The organism is Streptomyces thermodiastaticus, assembly GCF_014656135.1.
Classification (GTDB): domain Bacteria; phylum Actinomycetota; class Actinomycetes; order Streptomycetales; family Streptomycetaceae; genus Streptomyces; species Streptomyces thermodiastaticus.
In genome coordinates this window covers 299677-315653 of the sequence record NZ_BNBV01000004.1, presented here as the reverse complement: position 1 = coordinate 315653, position 15977 = coordinate 299677, and the positions used below count along the sequence as shown (strand labels likewise).

Sequence of the window (15977 nt, the reverse complement as noted above, 5' to 3'; positions counted from 1 at the left end):
CGCGGCCTGGGGCGCGCGGCGTGGGCTGCCGGATGACCGGGGCCGGAGCCGGTCAGAACACCGACTCGGCCTCGTCCATGCGGTCCTTGGGTACGGTCTTCAGCTCGGTGACCGCCTCGGCCAGCGGCACCATCACGATGTCGGTGCCGCGCAGCGCGGTCATGTGACCGAACTCGCCGCGGTGCGCCGCCTCCACGGCGTGCCAGCCGAAGCGGGTGGCCAGGATGCGGTCGTAGGCCGTGGGGACGCCGCCGCGCTGCACATGGCCCAGGATGACCGGCTTGGCCTCCTTGCCGAGCCGCTTCTCCAGCTCGTGGGCCAGGGCGGTGCCGATGCCCCGGAAGCGCTCGTGGCCGAACTGGTCGATCTCGCCCTTGCCGTAGTCCATGGTGCCCTCGGCGGGGTGGGCGCCCTCGGCCACGCAGATCACCGCGAACTTCTTGCCGCGGGCGAACCGTTCCTCGACCATCTTGACCAGGTCGGCCGGGTCGAAGGGGCGCTCGGGCAGGCAGATGCCGTGGGCGCCGGCGGCCATGCCGGACTCCAGGGCGATCCAGCCCGCGTGCCGCCCCATGACCTCGACCACCATCACGCGCTGGTGCGACTCGGCGGTGGTCTTCAGCCGGTCCATGGCCTCCGTGGCGACGCCGACCGCGGTGTCGAAGCCGAAGGTGCGGTCGGTGGAGGAGATGTCGTTGTCGATGGTCTTCGGCACGCCGACCACGGGAAGGCCCGCGTCGGAGAGCATGCGCGCCGCGGTCAGCGTGCCCTCGCCGCCGATCGGGATGAGAGCGTCGATGCCGAAGCGGTGGATCATGTCGGAGGCGTTCTCGCACGCCTCCCTGAGCCGGTCGCGCTCCAGCCGGGAGGAGCCGAGGATGGTGCCGCCCCGGGCGAGGATGCCGCTGACCGCGTTGAGGTCCAGCTCGCGGTAGCGGCCGTCGAGCAGGCCCGCGTAGCCGTCCTCGAAACCGATGACCTCGTCGCCGTAGGCCGTGACCGCTCGGTGCACGACCGACCGGATCACCGCGTTCAGCCCCGGACAGTCGCCGCCTGCCGTGAGAACTCCGATACGCATCGTGCTGTCGTCTCCTGCTCACTGTCGACACCGGTGATCCTGTCCGATTGTTTCACGTCCCGGCACCGGCGACGTCCTGACGGGCGCCTTATCTACAGGCGGAGGTATTGTCAAGAGGGTCCGCTCTTCCCGGCGGGTGTTTTTTTGCCCGGACGAGCGACGGATCATCCCATCTCAGACGAAATTCCCTGACGATCCTGACGAACCTGACGAAACGGAGAGCCCGCGTGACCCGCAGCGTGTACGTGACCGGCATCGACCGCGGCGACGGCCGCCAGGTCGTCGAGCTGGGAGTCATGGAGCTGCTGACCCGGCAGGTGGACCGGGTGGGCGTCTTCCGGCCGCTCGTGCACGACGGTCCGGACCGGCTCTTCGAGCTGCTGCGCGCTCGCTACCGGCTCGGCCAGGACCCGGCGAGCGTCTACGGCATGGGCTACGAGGAGGCGTCCGCGCTCCAGGCGGAGAAGGGCACGGACGAGCTGGTGTCCGTGCTGGTGGACCGCTTCCACCGGGTGGCCCGCGACTACGACGTGGTGCTCGTGCTGGGCACCGACTTCGCCGATACCCAGCTGCCGGACGAGCTGGCGCTCAACGCCCGCCTCGCCAACGAGTTCGGTGCCTCCGTGATCCCGGTGGTCGGCGGCCGCCGGCAGTCCGCGCAGTCCGTGCTCGCCGAGACCCGCAACGCCTACCGCGCCTACGACTCGCTCGGCTGCGACGTGCTGGCCGTGATCACCAACCGGGTGGCGCGCGAGGCGCGCGACGAGATCGCCGAGCAGCTCGAGGACCGGCTGCCGGTGCCCTGCTGGGTGCTGCCCGACGAGCCCGCCCTGTCCGCGCCGACGGTCGCGCAGATCACCCAGGTCCTGGGCGGCCGGGTCCTGCTGGGCGACGACGCGGGACTGGCCCGGGACGTCCTGGACTTCGTCTTCGGCGGCGCGATGCTGCCCAACCTGCTCAAGGCCCTCACCCCGGGCTGCCTGGTCGTCACCCCCGGCGACCGCGCCGACCTGGTCGTCGGCTCGCTGGCCGCGCACAGCGCCGGCACCCCGCCGATCGCCGGTGTGCTGCTCACGCTGAACGAGCAGCCCGGCGAGGAGATCCTGACCCTGGCCGCGCGGCTCGCCCCCGGCACCCCGGTGATATCGGTCACCGGCAGCAGCTTCCCGACGGCCGCGCAGCTGTTCTCCCTGGAGGGCAAGCTCAACGCGTCCACCCCGCGCAAGGCGGAGACCGCGCTCGGCCTGTTCGAGCGGTACGTCGACACCGCCGGCCTGAACAAGCGCGTCTCGGCGCCCAGCACCGACCGGGTCACGCCGATGATGTTCGAGCACAAGCTGCTGGAGCAGGCCCGCTCCGACAAGCGGCGGGTGGTGCTGCCCGAGGGCACCGGGGAGCGGGTGCTGCGCGCGGCGGAGGTGCTGCTGCGGCGCGGCGTGTGCGACCTGACGCTGCTCGGCCCCGAGGACGCCGTCCGCAAGAAGGCCGCCGACCTCGGCGTCGATCTCGGCGACAGCCTGCTGATCGACCCGGCCACCTCCGAGCTGCGGGACTCCTTCGCCGAGAAGTACGCCCAGCTGCGCGCCCACAAGGGTGTGACCGTGGAGCTGGCCTACGACGTGGTGTCCGACGTGAACTACTTCGGCACGCTGATGGTCCAGGAGGGGCTGGCCGACGGCATGGTGTCGGGCTCGGTGCACTCCACGGCGGCCACCATCCGCCCGGCCTTCGAGATCATCAAGACCAAGCCGGAGGCGTCGATCGTCTCCTCGGTGTTCTTCATGTGCCTGGCCGACAAGGTGCTCGTCTACGGCGACTGCGCGGTCAACCCTGACCCCGACGCCGAGCAGCTGGCCGACATCGCCGTCCAGTCCGCGACCACCGCCGCGCAGTTCGGCGTCGAGCCGCGCATCGCGATGCTGTCGTACTCCACCGGCACCTCCGGCTTCGGCGCCGACGTGGACAAGGTGCGTGAGGCCACCGACCTGGTGCGGTCGCGCCGGCCGGACCTGCTGATCGAGGGCCCGATCCAGTACGACGCGGCCGTGGAGCCGACGGTGGCCGCGACCAAGCTGCCCGGCTCCGCGGTCGCCGGACAGGCCACCGTGCTGGTCTTCCCCGACCTGAACACCGGCAACAACACCTACAAGGCCGTGCAGCGCTCGGCCGGCGCGATCGCGGTGGGCCCGGTGCTGCAGGGCCTGCGCAAGCCGGTGAACGACCTGTCGCGCGGCGCCCTGGTCCAGGACATCGTCAACACCGTGGCCATCACCGCGATCCAGGCCCAGGCCGAGTCCGCCGCCCGGTGACGCCCCCGCACCACCCCCGAGAAGGAAGCTTTCTCCACCGTGACCGCCACCCGTGTCCTCGTCCTCAACTCCGGCTCCTCGTCGGTGAAGTACCAGCTGCTCGACATGCGCGACGCGAGCCGCCTGGCCGTCGGCCTGGTCGAGCGCATCGGCGAGCAGACCTCCCGCCTGAAGCACACCTGCGTCGTCTCCGGCGAGACCCGTGAGCGCACCGGCCCCATCGCCGACCACGACGCCGCCCTGAAGAGGGTCTCCGAGGAACTGGCCAAGGACGGGCTGGGCCTGGACTCCGGCGAGCTGGCCGCGATCGGCCACCGGGTGGTGCACGGAGGCATGTTCTTCACCGAGCCGACCGTCGTCGACGACACCGTGCTCACCGAGATCGAGCGGCTGATCCCGGTGGCGCCGCTGCACAATCCGGCCAACCTCACCGGCATCCGCACCGCCATGGCGCTGCGCCCGGACCTGCCGCAGGTCGCGGTGTTCGACACCGCCTTCCACACCACGATGCCGGAGTCCGCGGCCCGCTACGCCATCGACACCAAGATCGCCGACCGGTACCGGGTGCGCCGCTACGGCTTCCACGGCACCTCGCACGCCTACGTCTCCCGCGAGACCGCCCGGCTGCTGGGCAAGGCGCCCGAGGACGTCAACGTGATCGTGCTGCACCTGGGCAACGGCGCGTCGGCCTCCGCGGTGCGCGGCGGGACGTGCGTGGACACCTCCATGGGGCTGACGCCGCTGGAGGGCCTGGTGATGGGCACGCGCTCCGGTGATCTTGACCCGGCCGTCATCTTCCATCTGCAGCGGGTCGGCGGAATGTCGCTGGACGAGATCGACACCTTGCTGAACAAGAACAGCGGTCTGTTCGGTCTGTGCGGGGACAACGACATGCGCGAGATCCGCCGCCGCATGGACGAGGGCGACGAGCAGGCGAAGCTCGCATTCGACATCTACATCCACCGGCTGAAGAAGTACATCGGCGCCTATTGCGCGGTACTCGGCAGCGTGGACGCGGTCGCCTTCACCGCCGGTGTGGGCGAGAACGCCGGCTTCGTGCGGGCGGCGGCGGTGGCGGGCCTGGAGGGGCTCGGCCTGGCGGTCGACGAGGCCCGCAACGCCGAGCGCGGCGACACAGCCCGGCTGATCTCGCCCGAGGGCGCCCGGGTGGCCGTGGCCGTGGTTCCTACGGACGAGGAAATGGAGATCGCCACACAGACCTACGCACTGGTCGGAAAGGCCGCCTGAAATGCAACGGGCACTCGCCTGAGCGCGTACGCGCCCATTTGTATTTTCCGCCAGGCGGAATATTCCGTAGCGAAACAAACCGATAGGATCGCCCCATGCGCCGTTCGAAAATCGTCTGTACTCTCGGCCCCGCGGTCGACTCCCACGAGATGCTCGTGTCCCTGATCGAAGCCGGCATGAACGTGGCCCGCTTCAACTTCAGCCACGGCAGCCACGCGGAGCACCAGGCCCGGTACGACCGGGTCCGGGCAGCGGCCAAGGAGACCGGCCGGGCCGTCGCCGTCCTCGCCGACCTGCAAGGTCCGAAGATCCGCCTGGCGACCTTCGCCGAGGGTCCGGTGGAGCTGGAGCGCGGTGACGAGTTCACCATCACCACCGAGGACGTCCCGGGCGACAAGCAGATCTGCGGCACGACGTACAAGGGCCTGCCGGGCGACGTCTCGCGCGGCGACCAGATCCTCATCAACGACGGCAACGTCGAGCTGAAGGTTCTGGACGTCGAGGGCCCGCGGGTGCGGACGATCGTCATCGAGGGCGGCGTGGTCTCCGACCACAAGGGCATCAACCTGCCCGGCGCGGCGGTGAACGTGCCCGCGCTGTCCGAGAAGGACGTGGTGGACCTGCGCTTCGCCCTGCGCATGGGCTGCGACCTGGTCGCCCTGTCCTTCGTCCGGGACGCCAAGGACGTCGCCGACGTCCACCGCGTCATGGACGAGGAGGGCCGCCGCGTCCCGGTCATCGCCAAGGTGGAGAAGCCGCAGGCGGTGGAGAACATGCAGGACGTCGTGATGGCGTTCGACGGCGTGATGGTGGCCCGCGGCGACCTGGCGGTGGAGTACCCGCTGGAGAAGGTCCCGATGGTGCAGAAGCGCCTGATCGAGATGTGCCGGCGCAACGCCAAGCCGGTGATCGTCGCGACCCAGATGATGGAGTCGATGATCACCAACTCCCGCCCGACCCGCGCCGAGGCCTCCGACGTGGCCAACGCGATCCTGGACGGCGCGGATGCGGTGATGCTCTCGGCCGAGTCCAGCGTGGGCGCCTATCCTGTCGAGACCGTCAAGACGATGTCGAAGATCGTCCAGGCGGCCGAGGAGGAGCTGCTGTCCAAGGGCCTGCAGCCGCTGGTGAAGGGCAAGAAGCCGCGCACACAGGGCGGTTCGGTGGCCCGTGCCGCCGCCGAGATCGCCGACTTCCTCGGCGGCAAGGGCCTGGTCGCCTTCACCCAGTCCGGTGACACCGCCCGCCGGCTGTCCCGCTACCGCGCGGCCCAGCCGATCCTGGCGTTCACCACCGACGAGTCCACCCGCAACCAGCTGGCGCTCAGCTGGGGCGTGGAGCCGCACGTCGTGCCGTTCGTCTCCGGCACCGACGAGATGGTCGAGCTGGTCGACCAGGAGCTGATCAAGCTGAAGCGGTTCAACGAGGGCGACATCGTGGTCATCACCGCCGGCTCCCCGCCCGGGGTCCCCGGCACCACGAACATGGTCCGCGTCCACCACCTGGGCAGCAGCGAGCGCCACTGACGCGCCGCGGCCGGACATGGACCGAGGGCGCCCCCGCCGTGCGGCGGGGGCGCCCTCGGCGTTGCGGGACTCCCGGGGGTACGGCCGTGCGAAAGGTTGTCCGGGCGCTCAGTCGGTCCCGTCCGTCGTGTACAGGTGCATGCCGGGCACGTGCAGGTTGCCGCCGAACTGGGCCGCCTGGACCACGTGCACCTTGGTGAAGTAGATCAGCGGGATGTTCAGCGGGGGCGGGTTGTCCGGGTCGAAGGTGACCGGGATCAGCCCGAGCAGGTTGCCGGAGATGGACTCGGTGTACATCACCGTCTCCCCGCCGCGGATGGTGGACGTCGAGCCCTTGGCGGCCTGCACGTGGTAGGTCTTGCCGGCCTGCTTGTCCTTCACCGTCTGGTGCAGGTCGCCGATGTCGGTGCCGTCGGAGATGACGTACTTCAGCACCTTCTTCACGGTGCCGTTGGCGGTCCGCACCTGGACGATGCCCTTGTAGTCGGCGCCCTTGAGCAGCAGGTGGCTGGCGTCCAGGTACCAGGGGTCGTCGGCCAGCGGCACCGTGTTGTCCACGCCGCCCTCGGCGTCGGTGGCCTTCGGGCAGTTCTCCGGGTCGACGGCGGACTCGCCGGACGCGGACGCGGAGGGAGAGGGCGTGGGGGAAGGAGAGCCGGTGGCCCCGTCCTTCACCGCGTCCTCGAGCGCGCCGGTGACGTCCTTCGCCGCATCGGACGCCGCATCGGTGGTGTCCTTCACCGTGTCCCGGGCGGCGTCGGTGACCTTGCCGGTGATGTCCTTCACCGTCCCGGTCACTCCCTCGGTCACGCTCCCGCTCGCGCTCGCCGAGGGTGTGGCCGAGGCGGACGGCGTGGCCTGCGCGTCCTCGTCGTCGTGTTTGTCCCCGCCCAGCAGACGCCCGAGAGCGTCACCGAGGCCGCCCAGCGGACCGCCGCCGGTGCTCTCGGTGGCCGAGGGGGACGGCGTGGCGGAGGCGGAGGGCGACGCGGCCTCGTCGTCGGAACCTGAATCCGGCGAAGAGGCCGTGCTCGCGACGTCCTCGTCCGCGCCGGCCCGGTCTGCCGCCCTGGACTGCGCGGACCGCAGCGGCGACGAGGGCGCCGACGGTGCCGGCTCGGCGGAGGCGTCCTTGTCCGCGCCGTCCGTGCCGTTCGCGTCCTTCTTCTCGTCCCCGGCGGCGCCGTCGCTCGCGGAGGCCGACGGCGTGGGCGAGGCCGAGGAGGCGTCCTTGTCCTTCTCCAGCGCCGCCACACAGTCTTTGTACTCGTCCGCGGTCAGGCTCTTGGCGGTCGGCACCGGGGTGCTGTTGCTGTCCGCCAGCGCCAGTGAGGACGTGAAGCCCAGTCCCACGATCACCGCCGTCGGCATCGCGGCCATGGCCATCGCCTTGCCGGCCGGCATGTGGAACCGGGTGAACAGCGGCTTCCTGGGTGCCGCGTGACGCGCCCCGGATCTGGTACGCGGCCGGTCCGCTTCCGCCCCGTTGGTCACCTCGTCAGCCGGCACTGTGCCTCCCGTTCGCCCCGTTGGCCGGGCTCGTTCCTGACAGGTCGTTGGGCTCGTCCGTCCCGTCCGTCACCGGACCGGGGGCGGTCCGGGGAGCGCCGCCCTGCCCCGGGCCGGTCTCCTCGGGCGGCACGCCCGGCGCCCACGACACCGCCAGCGCGCCGCCGATGAGCGCGAGCAGGAAGCCGATGACGAAGCCGCCGAAGTTCGACACGGGTATGGACACCAGCGCCAGCAGGATCGACGCGACGCCCGCGAAGACCCGGATGTGCTTCTGGAACCACAGGCTGATGCCCAGGACGATGAGCAGCACGCCGATGATCAGGGAACCGGCTCCCGCGGTGGTGGACATCGCCAGGGTGAGGTGACCGACCTGGAGATGGGCGTACGGGAAGTAGATGATCGGAAAGCCGCCGAGCAGGACGAACAGACCGGCCCAGAACGGTCGGCTGCCCCGCCAGGCGCGGAACTGCAGCCTCCGGCGAGTGAACCGGCCGGGTACGGCGGAAGTCTCGGCGCTCATGGAAAACAGCTCCCTGGTGCGGCTCGCTGTGAAGGGTGGTACGTGGGTGGTGTGAGTGGTGTGTGAAGGAGCGGGTGAGTGTCGAACGGGCGGGGGTGCCGTCGGCTCCCCCGCCCGTCACCGGGTGCTCAGTAGCACTCGTGCTTGCCGGTCTGCAGCTTCATGTGCAGCCCCGGCAGCTTGAAGGTGCCGGCCGTGGTGGCCCACGCCGTCTGCTTCACATCGGTCAGCGTCGCCGACTCGGCCTGCTGAGCGAAGCCGTACGGGTTCGTCCGCTTCGAGGACACCTCGTCCTGGTTGATGCCAGGACCCTTCTGGGCGTCCTTCGCGGCCACGCCGATGTCGATGTTGTTGAACGTGGCATCGGCGCCGAGGTCCTCGACGTCGATGTACAGGTTCTTGGCGGAGACCTGCTTGCCCGGGTCGCTGCTGTCGCCCGCGGTGAGGGTCAGGCTGACCGACCCCAGCAGCGGGATGCCCGGAGTGACGACGGACTGGCAGAGGTTCTGGATCTGCGCCTCGTTGAACGCCGAGACCGCGACCGGGTGCTCGGCCTTCTCACCGGAGAGGGTGTAGCCCGTGTCGATCGCGCCGTACTGAACGAAGCCCTTGCCGTCGAGCTTCTCGGCCGTCACCTTGAACGACTGGCCCGACACGCTGAACGACGCGGCCAGGGCACCCTGCGCCAGGGCCACGCCTATCGCCGCGGTGGCGGCCACGCTGGGCACCATGACCACAGCGAACCGCTTCCATCTGGTCCCGCCACGCACCTGGGACTCCATCAATTCCTCCTTCTCGGACGTACATCTCCTGGCTCCGGCTCAGCCCCCGTTCGGCTCGGGCCGGGCAGGGATGGGAGAAGTGCTACGTCCTCGGGAAGGAGAGCGCCCGCGCTCGGTGGCGCGTACCGCGCCCGAATCACCGGCGATCACCCCCGAGCGACAACCACTGGTCGCGCCTGACACGCATCACGCACAACCTTGCTGGACAGGCTTCACCGGCCGGCGAAGACCCCCCTGTCCAAGAGCCGACACCGCCGGCTCTGCTCGGTGGGGACCCAGACATCCCGTGACCCGATTGGCTGTCGGGGGACGGGGATGGACCGAGCGTGGCCGATCGTGGTGCATTCTCGCCGCACGCACAAGGGGGTTCGTTACTCACTAGTAACGACCGGATAACCGAGCGGCGACGCAACGGCCCCGGACGGCGACACTCGGTGGTAACGCAGGCCACGGCATATCGACCGATGCCCGGACAGATCAGGGCACCCTTCCGGCCTGGTCTTACTCGCAGTAACAGCGGCCGCGATTACCAAGTTTTGGTAAAGCGCGGCCGCTGTGACGGTGTGTCGGCAGTTCTTTCACTCGGGCATCACATGCCCGGGCGTCCGGCGTCCGGCCGCGGACCGCAGGGTCCGCCCGGCTCAGAACAGCGCCCGCGCCAGTGCCCGCCGGGCCGCCGTCACCCGGGGGTCCTCGGCCCCGACGACCTCGAACAGCTCCAGCAGCCGCAGCCGGGCCGCGTCCCGGTCCTCGCCCGCCGTCCGCTTGACCGTCTCGATGAGCCGCCCGAAGGCGTCCTCCACATGACCGCCCGCCAGGTCCAGGTCGGCGGCGGCGATCTGCGCCTGCACGTCGCCCGGCTTCTCCGCGGCCTCCTGACGCACCTTCCGCACGTCCATCTCGCGGACCCGCTGCAGCAGTTCGGCCTGGGCCAGACCCAGCTTGGCCTCGGGGTTGGCCGGGTCGTCGGCCAGCACGTTCTTGTACGCCTGGATGGCGCCGCCCAGGTCACCGGAGTCCAGGGCCTGCGCCGCCGCGTTCAGCGCCGCAACGTACGGACCGACTGGCTGCTGCTGCGCCCGCGCGCCCGGCTCGGCCTCCGCGTCGACGGTCAGACCGGTCAGCCCGAAGCGCTGCTCGGCGACCTGCACCAGCTGGTCCAGCGTCTGGCGGATCTGCGCCTCGGGCGCCGCGCCCTGGAACAGCGGCAGCGCCTGGCCGGCGACCACCGCGAAGACCGCGGGGATTCCCTGGATGCCGAACTGCTGCATCAGCAGCTGGTTGGCGTCGACGTCGACCTTGGCGAGCAGGAAGCGGCCGTTGTACTCGACGGCCAGCCGCTCCAGGACCGGGCCGAGCTGCTTGCAGGGCTGGCACCACTCGGCCCAGAAGTCGATGACGACCGGCACCTCGGCGGAGCGCTGCAGGACGTCGCGTTCGAAGGTGGCCTCGCTGACGTCGATGACGAGGTCGGCCGGGGAGACGGCACCCGTCCTGCCCTCCCGGGCGGCCTGGGCGCGGGCCTGCTCCGCCTTGGCCTTGGCCTCCTGGGCCGCCTTCACCGCGGCGAGGTCGACGACGCCGCTCATGGACATGTTCCGTGGCTGCATGCGTCTATCCTCCCCCGTTCCGCCTCTCCGAGTGAAAACGGCCGTCGAGCCGGGCACGCCGGCCGGCCGGCGTGCCCGGTCCCCACCGGGCCCGCCGGCCGGTGCACGGTGCCGTCGTGCCGGTACGTGGCCGTCGTCCCGTGCCGGTCAGGATGGTGGTGCGTGCGTGTGCTGTGTGGTTGTCGCTCGGGCGCGGATCGGAACCCGCGCTTTCGCTACGGCTCGTAGCGTAATGGCACCGAGTGCCGCCGCGAAACCGACCCCCGGTGATCTCCCTCACCACCACACGGAACCGCCCGGTTCCGCGCCGGTTATGGTCGTGGGATGCAGAGCCGGACCTCGCACGCCCGCGCCGGCCGCCCACGCAGCGCCGCCGCGGACGCGGCCATCCTGGCCGCCACGCGCGCGGCGCTGGTGGAGCTGGGCTGGTCGAAACTCACCCTGCAGGACGTGGCCACCCGCGCGGGGGTCGCCAAGACGACGCTGTACCGGCGCTGGGCGGGCAAGAACGAACTCGTCGTGGACGCGGTCGCCGAACTCTTCGACGAGCTGCGCCTGCCGGACCGCGGCAGCCTGGCCGCCGACATCGAGGGCGTGGTACTGCAGTTCGCGGCGATCCTGGCCCGCCCGGAGGCCCGCAGCGGGCTGATGGCAGTCGTTGCGGAGTCGACCCGTGACGCAGCGTTGCGGGAACGTATCCGCATGTCGATCGTGGACCGGCAGAAGCGACTGGTCGTGCGGGGCCGGGAGCGTGCCCAGGCACGCGGCGAGCTGCCCGGCGAGGACGACGCCGCTGCGGCCGCCCGCACCGCCGACCTCATCTTCGACGTGGTGGCGGGGGCGGTGGTGCACCGCACCCTGGTCAGCGCGGAGCCCGCGGACGAGGAGTGGGTGCGCAGGTTCACCCAGCTGCTGTTGCTGGGGCTGGGCGAAGCGGCCCGCACCGGGTTCGCCGGAGCCGCCGGGGAGCGCGGGCCGGACGGGAAGGACGCCCGGGGCCGGGACGGCTGAGTCGGGCGCGACGGCGGCGGGCGGTCCCGGAGCCGGGTCCGCCCGCCGCCGCGGCTGTCCTGGGGCGCTCAGAACCCGGCGGGCTCGGTGTACACGCCCCACTCGTCGCGCAGGGCCTGGCAGATCTCGCCCAGCGTGGCCTCGGCCCGCACGGCGTCCAGCATCGGCTCGATCATGTTGGCGCCGTCCCGGGCCGCGGCCAGCATGGCGTCCAGCGCCGAGCGCACCGCGGCGTCGTCGCGTGCCGCCCGCCGCTTCGCCAGCAGCCGCACCTGCTCGCGCTCCACCTCGTGGCTCACCCGCAGGATCTCCAGGTCCCCGGTGACCGACCCGGTGTGCACATTGACGCCGACGACCTTCTTCTCGCCCTTCTCAAGGGCCTGCTGATAGCGGAACGCCGCCTCGGCGATCTCGCCGGTGAACCAGCCGTCCTCGATGCCCTTGAGGATGCCGGAGGTCATCGGCCCGATGGGGTGCTGCCCGTCGGGGTGGGCGCGCCGGCCGCGTTCCTTGATCTGGTCGAAGATCTTCTCGGCGTCCGCCTCGATCCGGTCCGTGAGCTGCTCGACGTACCAGGAACCGCCCAGCGGGTCGGCGACGTTGGCGACGCCGGTCTCCTCCATCAGCACCTGCTGGGTGCGCAGCGCGATCTCGGCGGCCTGCTCGCTGGGCAGCGCCAGGGTCTCGTCCAGGGCGTTGGTGTGCAGCGAGTTGGTGCCGCCGAGCACGGCCGCGAGGGCCTCCACGGCGGTGCGGACGACGTTGTTGTACGGCTGCTGCGCGGTCAGCGACACCCCGGCGGTCTGGGTGTGGAAGCGCAGCCACTGGGCCCGGTCGGTCTTCGCGCCGTAGACGTCGCGCATCCAGCGGGCCCAGATCCGGCGCGCCGCGCGGAACTTGGCGATCTCCTCGAAGAAGTCGACGTGCGCGTCGAAGAAGAAGGACAGGCCGGGCGCGAACACGTCCACGTCCAGGCCGCGGCTCAGGCCCAGTTCGACGTAGCCGAAGCCGTCGGCGAGGGTGTACGCCAGCTCCTGCGCGGCCGTCGCGCCGGCTTCGCGGATGTGGTAGCCGGAGACGGACAGCGGCTTGTACGCGGGGATGCGCGCGCTGGTGTACTCCATCAGGTCGCCGATGAGGCGCAGATGGGGCTCGGGCGGGAAGAGCCACTCCTTCTGCGCGATGTACTCCTTGAAGATGTCCGTCTGCAGCGTGCCGTTGAGGACGGAGGTGTCCACGCCCTGGCGTTCGGCGGCGACCAGGTACATGCAGAAGACGGGGACGGCCGGGCCGCTGATCGTCATCGAGGTGGTGACGTCGCCCAGCGGGATGTCCTGGAACAGCACCTCCATGTCGGCCGCGGAGTCGATCGCCACGCCGCAGTGGCCGACCTCGCCGAGCGAGCGCGGGTCGTCGGAGTCGCGGCCCATGAGGGTGGGCATGTCGAACGCGACCGAGAGCCCGCCGCCGCCCGCGGCGAGGATCATCTTGTAGCGCTCGTTGGTCTGCTCGGCGTTGCCGAACCCGGCGAACTGCCGGATGGTCCACGTACGCCCTCGGTAGCCGGTCGGGTACAGGCCGCGGGTGAACGGGAACTCGCCGGGCCAGCCGATCCGCTCGAAGCCCTCGTAGGTGTCCCCGGGGCGGGGACCGTAGACCGGCTCCACGGGATCGCCGGAGAGCGTGGTGAAGTCCGCGTCGCGCTTGCGCGCCGCGTCGTACCGGGCCTGCCAGCGACGGCGGCCTTCTTCTATGGCGTCAGCGTCCATGCTCCGAATTTACTAGGACGTCCTAGTAAATGTCGATGGCTGACCGCCGCACGGGTGCGGTGTGCGGCGGTGGACGTTACGCCTTGACGGCGGTGGGGGCCGGGTCGGCGACCTTGGCTTCCAGCTCGCGGCTGACCTTCCGCTCGACGAAGAAGGCGGCCGTGGGGATGGTGCCCGCGAGCAGCACCCACAGCTGGCGGCCGACCGGCATCTTCGCCTTGGAGCCCAGGTCGAAGGCGAAGATCAGATAGATCACGTACAGCCAGCCGTGCGCGATGGCGACGACACGGGTGAAGTCCGCGGCCCCGGCGATGTCCAGCCCGTACTTGGCGATCATGCTCAGACACAGGAGCACCAGCAGGACGCCGGTGACGTAGGCCATGACGCGGTAGCGGGTCAGCACGCTTCGTTTCATGGGTCGAGCGTAACCGCACGTTCCGGTAGATCTTGGGCGGGGTCGCCCTGCCGCGCGGCTGCGCGCGGCCCGGGGATCCGGGCGGTTCAGTCCTCCTCGAAGTCGCGGGCCGCCACGCGCAGCGGGCGCAGCATCGCGAAGATCTCCGCGCACTCCTCGGCGTCGTAGACGCCGAGGCCGAAGTCCATCGCCATCAGGTCGCGGGTGGCCGCCTCGACCACCTCGCGGCCCTTGTCCGTGATGACCGCGAGGGTGCCGCGGCCGTCGTTGGGGTTGGGACGCTTGGCCACCAGACCGGACTTGACCAGGCGGTCGACGGTGTTGGTCACGGAGGTGGGGTGCACCATGAGCCGTTCACCGATCTTGGACATCGGCAGTTCGCCGGCCTTGGAGAAGGTGAGCAGCACCAGCGCCTCGTAGCGCGCGAACGTCAGTCCGTACGGCTTGACCACCGCGTCGACCTCGGCCAGCAGGATCTGGTGGGCGCGCATGATCGACGTGATCGCCGCCATGGACGGGACGTTCCCCCAGCGCTGCTTCCAGAGTTCGTCGGCGCGGGCGATGGGGTCGAAGGGAAGACTGAGGGGCTTGGGCACGTCACAGAACCCTACCCCCGGCGGTCATATGGTGGTCAGCCCCGTCTCGCGGACCGGTACGCGGCGGCGGTGACCGGCGGCCGGCGGCGCGGGGTGCACCCGCGTTGCGCGGCCGCCGGGCGTCCTACTGCTCGGCCAGGTGCCGTTCGACGGTCTCCACCTTGCGCGTCAGGCCGTCGGTCACGCCGGGACGGATGTCCGCCTTGAGGACCACCGACACACGCGGGGCGCGGGCCTCCACCGCGGCCACGGCGCGCTTGACCACGTCCATGACCTCGTCCCACTCCCCCTCGATGGAGGTGAACATCGCGTCGGTGCGGTTGGGCAGCCCCGACTCGCGGACCACGCGGACGGCCTCGGCCACGTGGGCGCCGACGTCCTCGCCGACGCCGAGCGGGGTGACGGAGAAGGCGACGATCATGCGTTCACGATCCCTTCGCGACGGGCGCGGGCGGCGATCACCGCGTCCTCGGCGGCCCGCTTGAGCCGGCGCTCGGCGAAGAAGCCACCGGTGGGCAGCACCGAGAGGACGAAGTAGAGCGCCGCGGTCTTCAGCGGCCACTTGGCGCGGTTCCAGGCGTCGGCCCAGAAGAGCACGTACAGGACGAACAGGATGCCGTGGACGGAGCCCATCACGGGCACCGCGTTGAAGTCCGTGGTCCGCTTCAGGACCGAGCAGACCAGCAGCAGAAGGAAGGACACGGCCTCGGGCCCGGAGACCAGGCGCAGGCGTCGCAGGGCGGTGGCGGTTTTGATGTCCACGGGTCACCTTCGGTGGAGAGGAGTTTGTGAACGCGGGCACAAAGGGTCGGTCCATTGTGGCAAACCGGTCGCAGTGCCCCTCCCCCAGGGTCGTCCGCACGGCGCGCGCCCGCGGCACGCCGCGTCTCAGGGTCGGGTCCGGGTTCGTCTCCGTCCACAGGCCCTGTCGGCCGCGGGCGAGCGCGGCTACCGTCGCTGCGTGGCGACGTTCCGACTGCACAGCGGCAAGGTGCTCGCCGTCGACCTGACCGGGGACGCCGTGACGGCGAGAAACGGCTCGATGGTCGCGTACGACGGGCGGATGACCTTCAAGAGGCTGACCGGGGGCGGTGAGGGGCTGCGGGGCGTGGTGACGCGGCGGCTCACCGGGGAGCAGATGACCGTGATGGAGGTGCGCGGGGAGGGGACCTGCTGGTTCGCCGACCGGGCGAGCGAGATCAATCTGGTGCGGCTGACCGGGGACACGCTGTACGTGGAGGCGGACAGCCTGCTGGCGGCCGATGCGGGGCTGCGGACCGGGACCACGTTCACCGGGCTGCGGGGGGCCTCGCAGGGCAACGGCCTGTTCACCACGACCGTGCGGGGGCACGGGCAGGCGGCGATCCTGTCCGACGGGCCGGCGGTGGTGCTCCGGGTGGCTCCGCACGCGCCGCTGGTCGTGGATCCGGGGGCGTACGTGGCGCACCAGGGCAGCCTCCGGCAGTCCTTCCAGTCCGGGGCGACCTTCCGCACCCTGATCGGCGAGGGCGGCGGGGAGGCCGTGCAGATCCGGTTCGAGGGGGACGGCCTGGTGTATGTGCAGCCGAGCGAGCGGACCACGGTGGCGGGGGACGTGTGAC

15 protein-coding genes are annotated in these 15977 nt (G+C 70.9%); 5 read left to right on the top strand and 10 right to left on the bottom strand.

All coding sequences use genetic code 11. The features are described from left to right. Positions 1-52 precede the first annotated feature (52 nt). Positions 53-1078: an ATP-dependent 6-phosphofructokinase gene (locus IE286_RS06695; protein WP_125497093.1), complete on the bottom strand. Its 1026-nt coding sequence runs from the start codon at positions 1076-1078 to the stop codon at positions 53-55. A 227-nt stretch (positions 1079-1305) separates the two neighbouring features. Between IE286_RS06695 and pta the strand changes: the two genes are divergently transcribed. The 3 genes from pta to pyk all read left to right on the top strand — a co-directional run bounded on the left by pta (position 1306) and on the right by pyk (position 6161). Further along, on the top strand, positions 1306-3387 hold the full coding sequence (gene pta, locus IE286_RS06690) for a phosphate acetyltransferase (protein ID WP_189795676.1): 2082 nt from the start codon (positions 1306-1308) through the stop codon (positions 3385-3387). 39 nt (positions 3388-3426) lie between these two features. Further along, positions 3427-4635, top strand: coding sequence for an acetate kinase (locus tag IE286_RS06685; protein WP_189795675.1), 1209 nt, complete (start codon positions 3427-3429; stop codon positions 4633-4635). Positions 4636-4730: 95 nt separating this feature from the next. Then, a complete protein-coding gene (gene pyk, locus IE286_RS06680) occupies positions 4731-6161 on the top strand; it encodes a pyruvate kinase (RefSeq protein ID WP_189795674.1) in 1431 nt (476 codons plus the stop codon). 108 nt (positions 6162-6269) lie between these two features. Here pyk and IE286_RS06675 read toward each other — a convergent pair whose 3' ends face one another. The 4 genes from IE286_RS06675 to IE286_RS06660 all read right to left on the bottom strand — a co-directional run bounded on the left by IE286_RS06675 (position 6270) and on the right by IE286_RS06660 (position 10585). After that, positions 6270-7670 (bottom strand): hypothetical protein, encoded by a 1401-nt coding sequence (locus IE286_RS06675; protein WP_189795673.1) that lies wholly within the window; start codon positions 7668-7670, stop codon positions 6270-6272. Continuing rightward, the gene (locus IE286_RS06670) at positions 7660-8193 is read right to left on the bottom strand and encodes a DUF6114 domain-containing protein (protein ID WP_189795672.1); all 534 of its coding nucleotides are present in this window, start codon (positions 8191-8193) and stop codon (positions 7660-7662) included. The genes IE286_RS06675 and IE286_RS06670 overlap by 11 nt, the downstream gene beginning before the upstream one ends. 128 nt (positions 8194-8321) lie before the next feature. Continuing rightward, on the bottom strand, positions 8322-8975 hold the full coding sequence (locus IE286_RS06665; RefSeq protein ID WP_189795671.1) for a DUF6230 family protein: 654 nt from the start codon (positions 8973-8975) through the stop codon (positions 8322-8324). Between the two features lie 641 nt (positions 8976-9616). Then, complete coding sequence (locus tag IE286_RS06660) at positions 9617-10585, bottom strand: tetratricopeptide repeat protein (RefSeq protein WP_189795670.1); 969 nt, start codon at positions 10583-10585, stop codon at positions 9617-9619. Between the two features lie 324 nt (positions 10586-10909). On the opposite strand from IE286_RS06660, the gene IE286_RS06655 reads away from it, so the two are divergent. Continuing rightward, entirely contained in the window at positions 10910-11596 is a 687-nt protein-coding gene (locus IE286_RS06655; protein WP_189795669.1) for a TetR/AcrR family transcriptional regulator, read from the top strand. A 68-nt stretch (positions 11597-11664) separates the two neighbouring features. Here IE286_RS06655 and icmA read toward each other — a convergent pair whose 3' ends face one another. The 5 genes from icmA to IE286_RS06630 form a co-directional block, all read right to left on the bottom strand. Then, positions 11665-13365: a coenzyme B12-dependent isobutyryl-CoA mutase large subunit gene (gene icmA / locus IE286_RS06650; protein WP_189795668.1), complete on the bottom strand. Its 1701-nt coding sequence runs from the start codon at positions 13363-13365 to the stop codon at positions 11665-11667. A 76-nt stretch (positions 13366-13441) separates the two neighbouring features. Continuing rightward, a complete protein-coding gene (locus tag IE286_RS06645; RefSeq protein WP_189795667.1) occupies positions 13442-13780 on the bottom strand; it encodes a DUF3817 domain-containing protein in 339 nt (112 codons plus the stop codon). Between the two features lie 86 nt (positions 13781-13866). Further along, positions 13867-14376, bottom strand: coding sequence for a MarR family winged helix-turn-helix transcriptional regulator (locus IE286_RS06640; protein WP_189795666.1), 510 nt, complete (start codon positions 14374-14376; stop codon positions 13867-13869). A 124-nt stretch (positions 14377-14500) separates the two neighbouring features. Beyond that, on the bottom strand, positions 14501-14797 hold the full coding sequence (locus tag IE286_RS06635; RefSeq protein ID WP_189795665.1) for an MTH1187 family thiamine-binding protein: 297 nt from the start codon (positions 14795-14797) through the stop codon (positions 14501-14503). Further along, positions 14794-15138: a DUF3817 domain-containing protein gene (locus IE286_RS06630; RefSeq protein WP_189795664.1), complete on the bottom strand. Its 345-nt coding sequence runs from the start codon at positions 15136-15138 to the stop codon at positions 14794-14796. Before IE286_RS06630 ends, IE286_RS06635 begins: the two co-directional genes overlap by 4 nt. A gap of 199 nt (positions 15139-15337) precedes the next feature. Between IE286_RS06630 and IE286_RS06625 the strand changes: the two genes are divergently transcribed. Next, positions 15338-15976 (top strand): AIM24 family protein, encoded by a 639-nt coding sequence (locus tag IE286_RS06625; RefSeq protein WP_189795663.1) that lies wholly within the window; start codon positions 15338-15340, stop codon positions 15974-15976. Position 15977: the final 1 nt, after the last annotated feature.